Below are 14,908 nucleotides of genomic sequence, written 5' to 3' on the forward strand. Positions count from 1 at the left end.
GTTCGGTGAGCAGCGATCCCGTTCCTCACGGTTTACCGCTGGTTCCTGCTTCACGGACCGGGCATTCCCGAGGTCTCCACAGGCTGACACCGCCCGTCCGGCGGCGAGGATGTTCTTCGCTGCGTTGACGTCGGCATGCTCCGCGTGTCCGCACTGGGTGCACCGGAACCGCGCTTGGCTCTCACGCGATTTCGGGTCCACAACGCGGCATGCTGAGCACGTCTGAGACGTGTACGCAGCAGGTACCTTTACGATCTTGGTGCCCGTGTAACGGGCAACGTTTTCCACGGCGAGCTGAAGCTTGTGCCAACCCTTGTCCAGGATCGACCGGTTCAACCCGGACTTCTGCGCAACCCGCTTACCCGGTTCTTCGGTGGTGCCCTTGGCTGAGGCGATCATGTTGCGGGTGCGCAGATCTTCGATGGCGACCAGCACGTTACGGGTGGCGAGCTGGTGGGCGGTTTGGTTGCAGAAGTCGTCCCGACGATCGGTTTCACGGCGCTTGATACACCGCGCCTCAGCGAGGGTCTTCTTGCGGTTGGTCGATCCGCGTTGTTGGCGTGCGAGTTTCTGCTGCGACCTCCGGTAACGCTTGGCCTCGCCCTTGGTGCGGAACTCCCGGTCCAACAGGTCACCGTCACTGGTGGCCACAGCGGTTGCGACGCCTCGGTCAACACCGACACCGCTGTTGGGTGCGGCGTGCCTCTCTGGGGTGGTGGCGCCGTCCTCAACGCCGTCAGCATCGTGTCACCGGGCTTTCTGCTGCTCGACATACCGCTTGATCGCCGACAGCGGAGCAAGGCCCACGGTCGCGACGAAGTAGCTGTTTGCTCGCACCGACATCCCGGCACAATGACGAAATGCCGCTACTTCCCCGGAGCGGCTTGGGCAAATGCACACGAGCAGCGGCCGGTGATCGCCCCGATTCGTCACGCATGCGCCGATGCGCGCTCCCCCAGGCCGACCGCTCGCACCGCACAATGAGGCGGACGACCTGGAAGATCGCGACGAAATGGGCGAACACACATGTCGGACGTCGATATCGCGCCGGGCGGCCCGCTGCGCGGCCTGGTGCACGCATGCTTGGACGAGCTGGTCGACGACTTCATCGCGGAGCTGAGCGCGATCGAGCCCTACGCCAGCGGCGCGGTGCCGAACGAGGAGCTGCGCGAGGACGCCGAAGCCAGCATCGAACTGCTCCTGCGCACCGCCGCGGGCCTGCCCGTGCCGCAACGGCTCGCCGGCATCTGCGAACGGATCGGGCGCAGGCGCGCGCACCTCGGCGTCCCGCTGGAAGTCCTGCTCCGCGCGGTGCGACTGGACTTCCGGGTGATGTGGTCGGCGTTCCTGCGCCGGGTGGACCGGTCCGGACTCCCGCTCCTCGTGCACAACACCGTTCGCGTCTGGGACGTGGTCGAGGAGTACAGCGCCCGGGTGCACCTGGCCTACGAGAACGAGGCCGCCGTGCTGGCCAGGGAACGCGACGACGAACGAAACCGCCTGGTGGATTCGCTGCTGGCCGTCGGGGGACGTGATCCACAGGTCGTCGAGCAGGTCGCGCAAGCGCTCGGCATGAACGCGAAGGGCGACTTCCTGGTCGCGGCCGCCCCCATCGACGCGCCGCGCCCGCTGCGCCAGGCGGCCGATCGGTTGCGGGCCACGTCCGTTCCGGCCCACCTGCAGGACGTCGACCGGCGTCAGGTGCTCATCGCCGAGCTGCCGAACCGGGCGCCGGGGACACCGGCGCGGTGGCTCGATTCCGTGCCGTGCGGCGTCGGGCCGATCGCGAACGGGCTCGCCGACGTGCCCCGGGCGCTGCGGATCAGCGTGGAGGTGGCCGCGACGATCAGCGACGAGGACGGCCGGCCGCACCACCTCGTCGAACGGTGGCCGCATGTCGTCGGCGCCCGCCTGGGCGAGGTCGCGGCAGCCCTGCGGGACGAGGTGCTCCCCGCACCGGCCGCCGGCACGCCGCACGAGCGGGCTCGCATTCTGGAGACCGTGCGGGCATATCTGCGGTCCGGTTCGGTCAACGCGGTCGCGAACGAGGTCTTCTGCCATCGCAACACCGTGCTCAACCGGCTGCACCGGTTCGCCGAGCTCACCGGGCACGACGTGACCCGGCCGGAGCACGCCGCCGCGGTCCTGGTCGCGCTGGCCTGCCGAGAACGCTCGGACGGCGAGGTCGCCCCTGGTTGACCGGCTGCGCCGCGGCTTGTGCATACGCCCAAGGAAATCGCCGATTCCGGCGACAGGCGGCAATTCCCCACGGACCCCGGGTTCGGGTCGAATGGACGGCACGAACGAGCCCGCCGACGATCACGCCAACAGCGACTACTGGGATCCGGCCCACCGGAGGATCCGAGGAGCCGCGAACCCGCCCAGAAGGACCTGATCATGAGAAGCGCCTCCGCCTCGCCGACCCCGGACGAGCAGAACACCGCACTGCTGAAGGACTTCGCGACGCTCTCCGCATTCGGAGCGACACCCGGCGGCGGAGTCGATCGCCAGGCCGCCACCGCTGCCGACGGCGACCAGCGCACCTGGCTGCACCGTTGGCTGACCCGCCACGGCTTCGAAGTGCACTACGACGGCGTGGGCAACCAGTTCGGCCTGTTCACCTTCACGCCTGGCGCGCCGTACGTCCTCAGCGGTTCGCACCTGGACAGCCAGCCGCTCGGGGGCCGCTACGACGGTGCCTACGGGGTTCTGGCGGCAGCCCACGCCGCGCACCGAGCCGTCGAGCGCTGGAGGGCCTCCGGTGCTTCCCCGCGCTACAACGTCGCCGTCGTCAACTGGTTCAACGAGGAAGGTTCCCGGTTCAAGCCGAGCATGATGGGCAGCGCGGTCTTCACCGGGAAGCTGCCCGCCGAGACCGCGCTCGCCACGACCGACCCGGCGGGAACCTCGGTGCGGGCCGCGCTCCGCGAGATCGGGACGATCGGCGACTACGCCGGGCCGGAGTTGGCCGCATACGCCGAAATCCACATCGAGCAGGGGCGAGAACTCGAGAACGCGGGCACCACGATCGGACTCGTCGGCTCGACCTGGGCGGCGCGCAAGTACCAGGTGGTCGTCCGCGGCGAGCAGTCGCACACCGGATCGACGATCATGGCGGACCGGCGCGACGCGCTGTTCGGCGCTTCCCTCCTGGTCGTGGCCGTGCGCGAACTGGCGGAGCGGGCCGCGGCCGTCCCGCTGCACACGTCGGTGAGCGAGATGTACATCGAGCCCAACTCGCCGGTGGTGGTGGCGCGCGAGGTGCGGATGCACGTCGACCTGCGGTCGCCCGACGAGGCATTCCTCGACGACGCGGTCAAGGGTCTCGCCGAGGCCATCCGCGGCATCGAGGAGCGCGCGGCGGTCGATATCGAGGTGGTCCAGACGCATGGATGGGGCGTGGCGCCCTTCCCACGGGCGGGGGTGGATCTCGCCGCCGAGGCCGCCGACGAGCTGGGGCTCCGGCACCGGACCATGATGACCATCGCCGGTCATGACTCGGTGAACATGAAGGACGTCACGCCCGCGGTCATGCTCTTCGTCCCCAGCACCGACGGCATTTCCCACAACGAAGGCGAGTTCACCCCCGATCACGACATCTGCGCGGGCACCGACCTGCTGGCCGAGGTGATCCACCGCCTCATGTCGGGCGCCCTGGAATCCCAGCGGTAGCGCCGGAAGCGGCGAGACCCCGCCCTGGTGGACGGGGTCTCGCTGTCCTCTTCGGACCGTTTCAGCTCGTCAGAGGCGAGCTGACGCGGTCGGATCAGGCGAGGTCGAACCGGTCGAGGTTCATGACCTTGTCCCACGCGGCGACGAAGTCGCGCACGAACTTCTCCTTCGCGTCATCGCTCGCGTAGACCTCCGCGAGCGCGCGCAGCTCGGAGTTCGAGCCGAAGACGAGGTCGGCGCGGCTGCCGGTCCACTTGACCTCGCCGGCGTCGTCGCGAGCCTCGAAGGACTGGGCGTCCTCCGACACCGGCTTCCACGTGGTGCCCAGGTCGAGCAGGTTCACGAAGAAGTCGTTGGTCAGCGCGCCCGGGGTGCCGGTGAGGACACCGAGCTCCGAGCCGTCGTAGTTCGCGCCGAGGACGCGGAGACCGCCGACGAGCACGGTCGTCTCCGGGGCGCTCAGCGTGAGCAGGTTCGCCCTGTCGAGCAGCAGGTACTCGGCCGGCAGCCGGTTGCCCTTGCCCTGGTAGTTGCGGAACCCGTCCGCGGCGGGCTCGAGCGCGGCGAACGACTCCGCGTCGGTCTGCTCCTGCGACGCGTCCACGCGGCCCGGCGTGAACGGCACCTCGACGTCGTAGCCCGCGGCCTTGGCGGCCTGCTCGACGGCCGCCGCCCCACCGAGGACGATCAGGTCGGCCAGCGAGACCTTCTTGCCACCGGTCTGAGCGGCGTTGAACGACTCCTGGACGCCCTCCAGGGTGCTCAGCACCTTCGCCAGCTCGTCGGGGTTGTTGACCTCCCACCCCTTCTGCGGCTCCAAGCGGATGCGCGCGCCGTTGGCGCCACCGCGCTTGTCGCTGCCGCGGAACGTCGAGGCCGACGCCCACGCGGCCGAGACCAGCTGCGAGACGCTCAGGTCCGAGTCGGTGATCCGGGCCTTCAGGGCGGCGATGTCCTCGGCACCGATGACCTCGTGGTCGACCGCGGGGAGCGGGTCCTGCCACAGCAGGGTCTCCGCGGGCACCTCCGGGCCGAGGTAGAGCGACTTCGGCCCCAGGTCGCGGTGGGTCAGCTTGAACCACGCCCGGGCGAACGCGTCGGCGAACTCGTCGGGGTTCTCCATGAAGCGCCGCGCGATCGGCTCGTAGACCGGGTCGTAGCGCAGCGAGAGGTCGGTGGTCAGCATGCTCGGCGCGATCCGCTTCGACGAATCGTGGGCGTGCGGCACCGTGCCTTCGCCCGCGCCGCCCTTCGGCTTCCACTGCTTCGCGCCGGCCGGGCTTTCCGTCAGCTCCCACTCGAAGCTGAAGAGGTTCCAGAGGAAGTTGGTGGTCCACCTCGTCGGCGTCGAGGTCCACGTGACCTCGAGACCGCTGGTGATGGTGTCGGCGCCCTTGCCGGTGCCGAAGGAGTTCTTCCAGCCCAGGCCCTGCTCCTCGAGCGCGGCGCCTTCGGGGTCGGCGGCCAGGTTGCTGTCCGGCGCCGCACCGTGGGTCTTGCCGAAGGTGTGCCCACCGGCGATCAGCGCGACGGTCTCCTCGTCGTTCATCGCCATGCGGCGGAAGGTCTCGCGGATGTCGCGGGCCGCGGCGATCGGGTCCGGGTTGCCGTTGGGGCCCTCCGGGTTGACGTAGATGAGTCCCATCTGGACCGCGGCCAGCGGGTTCTCGAGTTCCCGGTCACCGCTGTAGCGCTCGTCGTCGAGCCACGTGGTCTCGGGGCCCCAGTAGACGTCCTCGTCGGGCTCCCAGACGTCCACGCGACCACCGGCGAAGCCGAAGGTCTTGAAGCCCATCGACTCCAGCGCGACGTTGCCGGCCAGGATCAGCAGGTCGGCCCACGAGATCTTCTGGCCGTACTTCTTCTTGACCGGCCACAGCAGGCGGCGGGCCTTGTCGAGGTTGACGTTGTCCGGCCAGCTGTTCAGCGGCGCGAAGCGCTGCTGACCGGCGCCGGCGCCACCGCGGCCATCGCTGATGCGGTACGTGCCCGCGCTGTGCCACGCCATCCGGATGATGAGCGGCCCGTAGTGGCCGAAGTCGGCCGGCCACCAGTCCTGCGAGGTGGTCAGGACCTCTTCGATGTCCCGCTTGACGGCGGGCAGGTCGAGGGTCTTGAACTCCTCGGCGTAGTCGAACTCCTCGCCCAGCGGGTTGGCGACCAGGGGGTTCTTCGCGAGGATCTTGACGTTGAGCCGGTTCGGCCACCACTGGCGGTTCCCGCCGCCCTGGGTCGGGTGCGGGGCGCGCCCGTGCGCGACCGGGCACTTGCCTGCGCTCGCCTCCTTGTTGTCTCCAACAACGGCGTCAGGGCTGTCAGTCACGGGAGTCCCTTTCAGGTTCAGCTGTTCTGTTCAGCGGCGGGGTCGGGCGAGCAGGAGGAGCACAGTCCCCAGTAGATGACCTCGGCCTCGTCGATCGTGAAGCCGTGGGCATCGGAGGCGGCCAAGCAGGGGGCGGCGCCCACGGCGCAATCGACGTCGACGATGGCACCGCACAACCGGCACGCGAGATGGTGGTGGTTGTCCCCGACTCGCGCCTCGTAGCGGGCCACGGACCCCATCGGCTGGATGCGGCGCAGCAAACCCGCTTCGGTCAGCGCGCGCAGCACGTCGTAGACGGCCTGGCGGGAAACCTTCGGGAGTTCTCTGCGCACGACACCGACGATCGAGTCCGTATCCGCGTGCGGATGCTCACGCACTGCGGACAGCACCGCAACCCGAGGCCGGGTCACGCGCAGCGCAGTCTTGCGCAACATGCGCTCAAGATCCGCCGTGGTCGTTGGCACGCGCAGAGCCTGCCGCATTTTCTGGAACTAATCAAGAGTGAGCCCCGCCTCGCCCGTCGTCCACCGCGACCAGCCGCGATCTCCTCCCCCGGTTCGGGAACGTCTTCCGCAGTCCTTCGACGACCAGCGGAGCCATCGTCCCAACGTCCACCGGATTCCTCCCCGTTCAGCGGAAAGTGCCGGGCGTGTACCGGTGGGTGACCGAGCAGACCTTCGCGCTGCTGCACCGGTTCCGCCGATTGCGCGTTCGCCGGGAGGTCCGCGACGGCATTCACGAGGCATTCCTACACCTGACGTTCGCAATCATCTGCTTCCGCAGACTGGTGAACCTGTCACTTTGCTGGGAGTTCCAAGGGATCCTGTTGATCCTTTTTCATCCCGGTCGGCCAGCAGCCGCAGGTCGCAAAGCCGCACGTCGACGGGATGTCGCATGCGCCGCAGGCGCATAACCCACCTACGACACCGGCACCGCCACGCAGAACGAGGTTGAAAAAACCTCCATGGAAGGATCATCTTCGTACTGGAGTTCCGCATCTTTGTGCCGCACCGCAACACCTTTGGCGCGTCACCAGCGCCACTGCAACATCACCACTGGTTACACGGAAAGGATCAGCCTCTCGCGCCATCGTGGTCTTCGCCACATTGACCGAACGGAGAATGGGTGGGCGGCAGCAATCCTGCGGAGGAGCGCAGAAATGAGATATCGCGTTGCCCAAAAGGGCATTCCGGCCGACAACTCTACACAGATCTGTTGATTCGGCGGAGCCCCGGAAGACTAAGCTGATCACGTGCTCGAGTCAGCCGAAATCGACAGCGAAAGCGGACTGTTCACCATCGAAACAGTCACCGCGCGATGTCGCCGGATCGTCGATCGTGCTGAGCACGGGCTCATCGCATCGAGCCCGTTCAACAGCTATTACAAACCTTCTCTGGTGCGCGACCTGGTTTCGTGGTGCTACCCGCGCTTCGACAAGATCGACGTCTTCCCGGTCGTCTGGTGATCGATGGTCACCCGCCGCGCCCCCGCACGAGCCGGCGCGGTCCCGGAAGCTCGCGCACGGCACCACGAAGTGCGCGCAGGCGAAGATCATCCCCGCCGCCCGGACCACGCGAGTTCGCGGATACTAGACTCGGAGTATGGATTCCAGACCCGAGCGGCGTCCGTCGCTGCGCGAGCAGCAGAAGCGCCAGACGAGGGCGACGATCCTCGACGCCGCCGCCGAGCTGATCGGCCGGCGGGGCTTCCGCGAGACCACGATCGACGACATCGCGAAGGCGGTGGGGGCCAGCCGGGCGACCCTGTACTCGTACTTCCCGAGCAAGGACCTGATCGCCCGCGAGATCGTCATCGAGATGTGGGACCGCGCGGAGTCGCTGTACCGCGACTTCGGGGCGCTCGAGGAGTGGTCCCGGGCGAGCATCGGCGGGTGGGTCGAGCACGTCGTCGCCACCTGGGAGCACAGCGATGACCGGTTGCGGGTGCAGAGCTCCGGGCTGGTGCGCTACGACGAGTTCTACCTCGACTACCACCACCGCTTCGTCACGGCGCTCACCGCGAACGCGACCCTGTGGCAGCGCTTCGACGACGCCGACGTGCAGTGCCGCGCGCTGCTGCTGATCAGCGGCCTGGAGCTGTTCCTCAACACCTGGCTGGTGCGGGGCTGGCAGGCCGACCGGGCCGGCGCGATCGACACGATCACCGACGTCTGGTGCGCGGCACTGCTCGTCGACTGAGGTCTCAGCGCCCGAGCTTGGCGCGCATCAGGCCGCCGATCTCGGCCAGCGCGAGCCGGGCCCGGGCGTGGTGGTCGGCGTGCATCAGGAACCCGTGGGCCACGCCCGGGTAGCGCAGCAGCGCCACCTGGACGCCGGTGTCGCGCAGCCGCAGCCCGTACTCCTCCGCCCCGTCGCGACTGGGGTCGTGCGAGGCCGTGACGACGATGGCGTCCGGGAGGCCGGACAGGTCGGCGGCGAGGCTGGGCACGCCGTAGGGGTGGTCGCGGCTCGGGTCGTCCCCCAGGTAGAGGTTCTTGGTCCAGGCGAAGTCGCCCGCGGTGATGATCGGCCCGTCGGCGTGCTCCAGGACCGAGGGCCGGGTGTCGTCGCGGTCGATCCCGGCGTAGAGGTGCAGCTGGAAGACCAGCGGGACGCCGCCCTCGTCGCGGGTCTGAAGGGCGACGCCGGCCGCCAGGGTCGCGCCGGCGCTGTCGCCGGCGACCGCAACGCGGGTGGGGTCGATGCCGAGCTCGGCCGCGGCGTCGCCGATCCACTGCACGGCGGCGTACGCCTCCTCCGTGGCCACCGGGTAGGGGTGCTCGGGGGCGAGCCGGTAGTCGACGCTCACCACCACGGCGCCGGACGCCTCCGCCAGGAAACGGGCGAGGATATCGAAGTCGTCGATGTCGCCGATGACCATGCCGCCGCCGTGGAAGTACGCGACGGCGGGCGGGGCGTCCGCGTCGGTCGGCCAGTAGATCCGCAGCCGCAAGGGACCGTGCGGGCCGTCGATCACGCGGTCCTCGACGCGGTGCATCTGCGGCCCGGAGCGGCGCGGTAGCCGGGCGAGCGCCGTGCGCGCGGCGCTCACGCCGGCGACGTGCATCGGCACCCAGCTCTCGCTCCTGTGCTCCAGGTAGGCGGCGACATCGGGGTCGAGCGACACCATCACGCACCCACCTTCCCGGCCACGTCGGGGGCGATCCGGATCGCCGCCCAGTCCGCCTGCGTCGCGGGCCCCATCCGGCCGACGAACGCGTCCAGCTGCGCCCACAGCGAGCCGGCGATCACCATCGACTCCGGCGCCAGCACCTGCTCGATCAGTGCGGGCCAGGCCTCGGGCACGTGGTCGGCCGCCCGCGCTCCCCTCGTCTCGGCCTGGACCACGCGGGTGACCAGGCCGCCACCGACGGCGAAGGCCTCGCCGGTGAGCGTCGTGCCGCCGTGCAGGAGGTACGCCGCGAAAGCGGCCACGGCCTCCGGCGGGAAGTGGGTGGACATGAAGTCCGCGAAGCCGGGCTGCTCGATGCCCGCCGTCGAGCGGGTCCACGCGGCGGGCAGGATCGTGTTGGCCCGCACGCCGACCGGCCGGCCGAGGATGGCCTGGGTGCGCGTGAGCGACAGGATGCCGCCCTTGGCCGCGGCGTACCCCGGCATCGCCGGCGCGCCGTAGCTGCCGTTGGAGGAGATGTTCAGGATCCGTCCGGCCCCGGCGGCGACGAGGTGCGGCCAGGCGGCCTCGCTGATCCGGTGGGCGCCGCGCAGGTGCACGTCGACCTGGGTGTCGAAGTCGCCACCGGCGCCGGCGTTGTTGATCACGATGTCGAGCCGGCCGAAGGCGTCGACGGCGGCCTGCACGATCTGCGGGGCCTCCGCCACGACGTCGCCCGTCACGCCGACGGCGGTGCCGCCCGCCTCCTCGATGATCCGCACCGCCTCGTCGGTGCCGGGCGGATTGGCCGAGCCGGTCCAGTCGCGACCGAGGTCGTTGACGACGACCCGGCAGCCGCGAGCGGCCAGCAGCCGGGCGTAGGCGAGCCCGAGGCCGAACGTGGAGACACCGGTGACCAGGGCGACCTGGTCGTCGAAGCGCAGTTGATCCATGGCGGCAAGACCTTTCTCGAGAGCGGCGTCGCGCCGGATGCGGCGTTCGGTGGAGGGGAATGGCGGCGACCGTAGTCGACCGCGCGGCACCTGGATAGACCCGAAGGCAATACTTCGAACTTTAGATCTGAAAACCGAGACGAGAGTCTAGACAGCGTTCGCTCGACCGCTTAGTGTCCTGGCTCACACAGTCGTTCGACCCCGGTCTCCGGGCGTCCGACCAGGTCCGTCCTGACCCATCTCACCGGCGCGGACCCGCTCCGCCGCGGCAGCCCGCCATGTCCTCTGCGAGGAGTCGCCTTGTCCGCTTCCGCCCATGCCCTCGCCTCACCCGGCTCGCCCGGCGTCGATGCCGACGAGCTGCGCGCGCACCTGCGCCGGGCCGACTCCGCGGTGCTGCTGGCCGTGCTGGCCCAGGTCACCCGGGACGTGTCGGTGCTCGACGAGTTCGGCGGCGCGATCACCCACGTGCCGGACCCGCCCGAGATGGCGGGCCGCACCGACGCCGACACCGCCGCGGCCATCGTCGACCGGCTGGTCGCGGCGCTGACCGCCGACCGGGAGCCGGGCGACGCGAACGGTCCGGCCCCCGACGACCTGGCGTTCTTCACCCGGCTGGTGCCGGTCGCGATGGGCGCGACACCGGCTCCGGAGTACTACCCGATGTTGCTGGAGCAAGGGGGTTTCCAGGGCTCACGACCGGTGGTGCCGCGCACCGAGCCGCTGCCGGAGACGATCGACCTCGCCATCATCGGCGGCGGCCTGGCCGGCATCGCGGCCGCGCTCACCGCGCAGCGGGAGGGGGTCCGGTACCGGATCTACGAGCGCAACAACGACATCGGCGGCACCTGGCTCACCCAGACCTACCCCGGCGTCGGCGTAGACACGCCGTCGTCGTACTACTCGCTGTCCGCCGAGATCAACCCCGACTGGTCGAGCTACTACCCCAAGGGCGGCGAGTACCAGGAGTACCTGCGCGAGGTCGTCGGCCGGCACGGCGTTCAGGAGCACGTCTCGTTCGGCACCGAAGTCGAGGCCCTGACCTGGGACGACGCCGCCGCACGCTGGCGGATCCGGGTGCGCGACGCCAACGGCACCCGCGTCGAGGACGCCGCGGTGGTGCTGACCGCGGCCGGCTACCTCAACCGGCCGCAGTACCCGGGGGCGCCCGGGCGGGACCGCTTCCAGGGCCTCAGCGTCCACTCCGGCGAGTGGCACCCGGGGCTCGACCTCACGGGCAAGCGCGTCGCCGTCATCGGCGCCGGTTGCACCGCGGCCCAGATCGTCGACGCGATCGCCGACGACGTCGCCCACCTCACCTTGTTCCAGCGCCAGCCGCACTGGGTGGCGCCGCGCAAGCGCGACAGCGACGACGTTCCCGAGCACCACCGCTGGCTCGGCCGGCACGTGCCGTTCTACGCGAACTGGCTGCGGCTCAAGGCTTTCTGGGGCTCCGCCGACAACGGCTACCCGGTCGTCCTCGTCGACCCCGAGTGGGCCGCCACCCACCGGTCGATCTCGCCGGCCAACGACGTCCTGCTCCAGGACTGCCTGGCCTACATCGACCGCACCTTCGGCGCGGGGTCGGAGCTCGCGGCCAAGGTGACCCCGGACTTCGCGCCGTTCGGCAAGCGGATCATCCGCGACCCCGGCGCCTACTACGCCGCGCTCACCCGGGACCACGTCGACGTCGTCGCGGCCGAGCCCGCGGAGATCACCGAGCACGGCATCCGCACTCCCGACGGCGAGCTGGTCGAGGTCGACGTCATCGTCTACGCCACCGGGTTCCACCTCGACTTCCTGTCCGGCCTGGACATCCGGGGGCGTGACGGCGTCCGGCTGGTCGACGAGTGGGCCGGCAACGACCCCCGCGCCTATCGCGGCGGCACCGTGCCCGGATTCCCCAACCTGTTCGTCGCCAACGCGCCCAACGCGAACCCCAGCCACGGTGCGGGCAACAACTTCGGCATCGAGGTCACCGTGCACTACCTGTTCGAGTGCCTGCACCTCCTCGCCGAGCAGGGCGCCCGGTCGCTGGAACCGACGCGCGCCGCGTACGAGGAGTACGTCGCCCGGATCGACACCGACATGGAGCGCACCGTCTGGCGGCACACCCCGACGGCGCACACCTACTACCGCAACGCGCGGGGACGGGTGATCCTCGCCTGCCCGTGGCGGCTGGTCGACGTCTGGGCCGAGCACCGCCGGCCCGACGCCGCGCACTTCACCCTCCGCTGACCCCTGCGCCGGTCTCGAACCGAGCCACCCCACGAAAGCGAGTCCCCATGTCCGTCTCGGCCTCCGGCGGCACCAGACGCCCCGCCACCGTCGCGGATCCCGACGGCCGCCCCGCCCGCTACTGGGTCGGCGTGCTGCTGATCCTGTTGCTGCTCACCGAGCAGTCCGCCCTCGGCTTCTCCCTCATCGCGCCCGCCCTGCCCCAGGTCGCCGCCGAGTTCCCCGGCAGCCAGGTGGTCTGGGTGATGACGGCCTTCACGCTGTCCGGCGCGGTCGCCTCGCCCGTCATCGGCAAGCTGGCCGACCGCTACGGCAAGAAGCGGATGCTCGTCGTCACCGCCGCCGTCGGCGCCCTGGGCGCGTTGCTCTCGGCGACGGCGCCGACGTTCGAAATCCTGGTGGCCGGCCGGTTCCTCGCCGGCATCGCCTTCGCCTGCATGGCCCTCGGCTACACGCTGATCCGGGACACGTTCCCGGTGCGGATGCAGTCGATTTCGATCAGCATCGCCAACACCGGCGTCGGCGCGGTCGGCGTCGGCTCCCTGCTGGTGGCCGGGGTGCTCATCGACCGCTTCGGGATGCGTTCGGTGTTCTGGTTCGCGTTCGGCTTCTGCGCCTTCGGTGCCCTGCTCGCGGCGCTGTTCGTGCGGGAGACGCCGATCCGCACCCCCGCGCGGATCGACTGGCTCGGCGCGACGCTGGTCACCGCCGGCATGTTCGTCGTCATGTTCGGCCTCTCCCGGGGCAAGGTGTGGGGCCTGTTCGACTCCCGGACGCTGACCTTCGTCGCCATCGGACTGGCCGGCTTCGCCGTCTGGGTGTGGTGGGAGCGCCGCACGCCGGAGCCGCTGATCCGGCTGGACCTGTTCACCAACCCGGGCCTGCGCTACACCGTCATCGCCGGCGGCATCGCCTACGGCGCCACGACCCTGCTCGCCACCCTGATGCCGATGCTGCTGCAGGCGCCGCAGAGCACGTCGTACGGCTTCGGTCTCTCCGCGACCCAGATGGCGGGGTGGCTGCTGCCCGGGCAGCTCGCGATCGTCGCCAGCGGGTTCATCGCCGGCGCCACCGCGCGCTCGCTCGGCTTCCGCAACCACCTCACCCTCGGCGCGGTGGCGATCGCGACGGCGGCCGCCGTGCTCGCGGCCGTGCCCTCCGTGCCGGCCGTGATGGTGCTGATCTGGGTGGTCTTCGGCCTCGGCTGCATGATCTACGCCGCCGTCCCGAACCTCGCCCTGCTGACCCTGCCCGAGACGGAGCGCGCCGTCGGGTCGAGCTTCGTCGGCGTCGCCCAGACCATGTCCGGCACGCTGATCTCGACGATCGGTTTCACCGTGCTGGCGCACTTCGTGCTCGCCGCCGGCCCGACCGGCGTCGTCTACGAGGAGGCCGGCTTCCGGGGCGCGTTCCTGGTCGCAGCCGCCGCCGCAGCGATCGGCGCGGTCGCCTCGCTCGCCGTGCCCCGCACCCTGCAGCGCCGGAGCGCGGACCGATGACCGGGGCGGCGGAGAACAGGCCCGGCCTGCTGCCGGCACCGCGGTTCGTCGACACGAACGGCGTCCGCCTCGCCGTCTACGAGGCGAAGCCGGAGCGCGTCGCCCGGGACGTCTGCGTCGTGCTCTGCCACGGCTTCCCGGAGCTGGCCGCCTCCTGGCGGCACCAGCTCCGGCCGCTGGCGGACGCCGGATTCCACGTGCTCGCGCCCGATCTGCGCGGCTACGGCCGCTCGACCGGCCCGGCCGACCCGACGGCGTACAGCATCGCGGAGACGACGACCGACGTCGCCGGGCTGATCGCGGACGCCGGCTACGACCGCGCGGTGGTGGTCGGCCACGACTTCGGCGGCATGATCTCGTGGTGGATGCCGCACCTGCATCCCGGGCGCGTGGCCGGCGTCATCACGCTCAACACGCCGTTCGGGTACTCCAGGGAGAACCCGCTGGAGAAGTACCTGGAGGCCTATGGACCGCGCAACTACGTCGCGCACTTCCAGACCCCGGAGCTGCAGGCGCTCATGGAGCGCGACCCGGCGCGGACCCTCCGGTTCTTCTTCCGCCGCGACACTGGCGCCGGCACCACTCTCTCGCGCACCGGCCGGCACGATGCGGAGTCGATGAGCTACAGCCACCTGCTCGCCGACGACGAGGCCACCTGGCCCGGCGAGGTGCTGGTCGGCGACGAGGAGCTCGACCACTACGCCGAAGCCTTCGCGCGCACGGGGTTCGGCGGCCCGCTCGGCTGGTACCGCAGCATCCCGGGGAACTGGCGCGTGCAGTCCGGGGTGTTCCCGGACGGCGCCATCGCGAAGCTGACCGTGCCGGCGCTGATGATCGCCGCTCGCCGGGACGCGATCTGCCACCCGGACCTGAGCGACGACCTGCTCCAATACGTCGAGACCCTCGAACGCCGCATGCTCGACACCGGCCACTGGACGCAGCAGGAGGATCCGGAGGGCACCAACGAGATCCTCCTGGAATGGCTCACCCGCCACTTCTGACGGGCCGTCGCCGCAAGTGAAGGGCCGTCGCCGCAAGCCTTTTCGCGCCTGCCGTCGCCTCGTCGTACCTGCTGGCCGCGGTCATCGCCGCACTCGACCGGGTTGGTCAGA

At 70.3% G+C, this 14,908-nt stretch carries 11 protein-coding genes and 2 pseudogenes; 7 read left to right on the plus strand and 6 right to left on the minus strand.

All coding sequences use genetic code 11. The features are described 5' to 3' along the window. Positions 1 to 114: 114 nt before the first annotated feature. Together AC07EQ_RS00715 and AC07EQ_RS00720 are read right to left on the minus strand one after the other, a co-directional pair. A pseudogene (locus AC07EQ_RS00715) lies at positions 115 to 702 on the minus strand (RNA-guided endonuclease InsQ/TnpB family protein); the annotation flags it as partial. 45 nt (positions 703 to 747) lie between these two features. Beyond that, positions 748 to 828 (minus strand): annotated as a pseudogene (locus AC07EQ_RS00720) (IS200/IS605 family transposase); the annotation flags it as partial. Positions 829 to 1,026: 198 nt separating this feature from the next. Between AC07EQ_RS00720 and AC07EQ_RS00725 the strand changes: the two are divergent. Together AC07EQ_RS00725 and AC07EQ_RS00730 are read left to right on the plus strand one after the other, a co-directional pair. Then, positions 1,027 to 2,199, plus strand: a complete 1,173-nt coding sequence (locus AC07EQ_RS00725) for a PucR family transcriptional regulator (RefSeq protein WP_478385767.1) — start codon at positions 1,027 to 1,029, stop codon at positions 2,197 to 2,199. A 198-nt stretch (positions 2,200 to 2,397) separates the two neighbouring features. Then, positions 2,398 to 3,672 carry a M20 family metallo-hydrolase gene (locus AC07EQ_RS00730; RefSeq protein ID WP_478385768.1) on the plus strand — a complete coding sequence of 425 codons (1,275 nt, stop codon included), beginning with the start codon at positions 2,398 to 2,400 and terminating at the stop codon, positions 3,670 to 3,672. A gap of 94 nt (positions 3,673 to 3,766) precedes the next feature. Here the strand turns inward: AC07EQ_RS00730 and katG are convergent, their stop codons facing one another. Together katG and AC07EQ_RS00740 are read right to left on the minus strand one after the other, a co-directional pair. Beyond that, complete coding sequence (gene katG / locus AC07EQ_RS00735) at positions 3,767 to 5,995, minus strand: catalase/peroxidase HPI (protein ID WP_478385769.1); 2,229 nt, start codon at positions 5,993 to 5,995, stop codon at positions 3,767 to 3,769. A 17-nt stretch (positions 5,996 to 6,012) separates the two neighbouring features. Continuing rightward, positions 6,013 to 6,429 (minus strand): Fur family transcriptional regulator, encoded by a 417-nt coding sequence (locus AC07EQ_RS00740; RefSeq protein ID WP_478386227.1) that lies wholly within the window; start codon positions 6,427 to 6,429, stop codon positions 6,013 to 6,015. An 818-nt stretch (positions 6,430 to 7,247) separates the two neighbouring features. Here AC07EQ_RS00740 and AC07EQ_RS00745 point away from each other — a divergent pair. Beyond that, a complete protein-coding gene (locus AC07EQ_RS00745) occupies positions 7,248 to 7,460 on the plus strand; it encodes a tRNA-dependent cyclodipeptide synthase (RefSeq protein WP_478385770.1) in 213 nt (70 codons plus the stop codon). Between the two features lie 136 nt (positions 7,461 to 7,596). Then, on the plus strand, positions 7,597 to 8,193 hold the full coding sequence (locus AC07EQ_RS00750) for a TetR/AcrR family transcriptional regulator (protein WP_478385771.1): 597 nt from the start codon (positions 7,597 to 7,599) through the stop codon (positions 8,191 to 8,193). A 4-nt stretch (positions 8,194 to 8,197) separates the two neighbouring features. Here the strand turns inward: AC07EQ_RS00750 and AC07EQ_RS00755 are convergent, their stop codons facing one another. Further along, a complete protein-coding gene (locus AC07EQ_RS00755) occupies positions 8,198 to 9,124 on the minus strand; it encodes an alpha/beta hydrolase (RefSeq protein WP_478385772.1) in 927 nt (308 codons plus the stop codon). Beyond that, positions 9,124 to 10,059 (minus strand): SDR family NAD(P)-dependent oxidoreductase, encoded by a 936-nt coding sequence (locus AC07EQ_RS00760; RefSeq protein ID WP_478385773.1) that lies wholly within the window; start codon positions 10,057 to 10,059, stop codon positions 9,124 to 9,126. Before AC07EQ_RS00760 ends, AC07EQ_RS00755 begins: the two co-directional genes overlap by 1 nt. Positions 10,060 to 10,359: 300 nt before the next feature. Here AC07EQ_RS00760 and AC07EQ_RS00765 point away from each other — a divergent pair, with 300 nt between their 5' ends. From AC07EQ_RS00765 to AC07EQ_RS00775, 3 genes are read left to right on the plus strand one after another with little or no spacing between them, the layout of a single operon-like run. After that, positions 10,360 to 12,297, plus strand: coding sequence for a flavin-containing monooxygenase (locus AC07EQ_RS00765; RefSeq protein WP_478385774.1), 1,938 nt, complete (start codon positions 10,360 to 10,362; stop codon positions 12,295 to 12,297). 47 nt (positions 12,298 to 12,344) lie between these two features. Beyond that, positions 12,345 to 13,796 carry an MFS transporter gene (locus AC07EQ_RS00770; protein WP_478385775.1) on the plus strand — a complete coding sequence of 484 codons (1,452 nt, stop codon included), beginning with the start codon at positions 12,345 to 12,347 and terminating at the stop codon, positions 13,794 to 13,796. After that, complete coding sequence (locus AC07EQ_RS00775) at positions 13,793 to 14,797, plus strand: alpha/beta fold hydrolase (RefSeq protein WP_478385777.1); 1,005 nt, start codon at positions 13,793 to 13,795, stop codon at positions 14,795 to 14,797. The genes AC07EQ_RS00770 and AC07EQ_RS00775 overlap by 4 nt, the downstream gene beginning before the upstream one ends. The last annotated feature ends 111 nt before the right edge of the window (positions 14,798 to 14,908 follow it).

Source organism: Saccharopolyspora sp. NPDC045839, from assembly GCF_056431645.1.

What these genes read in the sequence shown, in the direction of transcription:
- AC07EQ_RS00770 (WP_478385775.1), top strand. Translation starts at nt 12,345, where the DNA reads ATGTCCGTCTCGGCCTCCGGCGGCACCAGACGCCCCGCCACCGTCGCG.
- AC07EQ_RS00750 (WP_478385771.1), top strand. Translation starts at nt 7,597, where the DNA reads ATGGATTCCAGACCCGAGCGGCGTCCGTCGCTGCGCGAGCAGCAGAAG.
- AC07EQ_RS00725 (WP_478385767.1), top strand. Translation starts at nt 1,027, where the DNA reads ATGTCGGACGTCGATATCGCGCCGGGCGGCCCGCTGCGCGGCCTGGTG.
- AC07EQ_RS00740 (WP_478386227.1), bottom strand. Translation starts at nt 6,429, where the DNA reads ATGTTGCGCAAGACTGCGCTGCGCGTGACCCGGCCTCGGGTTGCGGTG.
- AC07EQ_RS00760 (WP_478385773.1), bottom strand. Translation starts at nt 10,059, where the DNA reads ATGGATCAACTGCGCTTCGACGACCAGGTCGCCCTGGTCACCGGTGTC.
- AC07EQ_RS00730 (WP_478385768.1), top strand. Translation starts at nt 2,398, where the DNA reads ATGAGAAGCGCCTCCGCCTCGCCGACCCCGGACGAGCAGAACACCGCA.
- AC07EQ_RS00775 (WP_478385777.1), top strand. Translation starts at nt 13,793, where the DNA reads ATGACCGGGGCGGCGGAGAACAGGCCCGGCCTGCTGCCGGCACCGCGG.
- AC07EQ_RS00755 (WP_478385772.1), bottom strand. Translation starts at nt 9,124, where the DNA reads ATGGTGTCGCTCGACCCCGATGTCGCCGCCTACCTGGAGCACAGGAGC.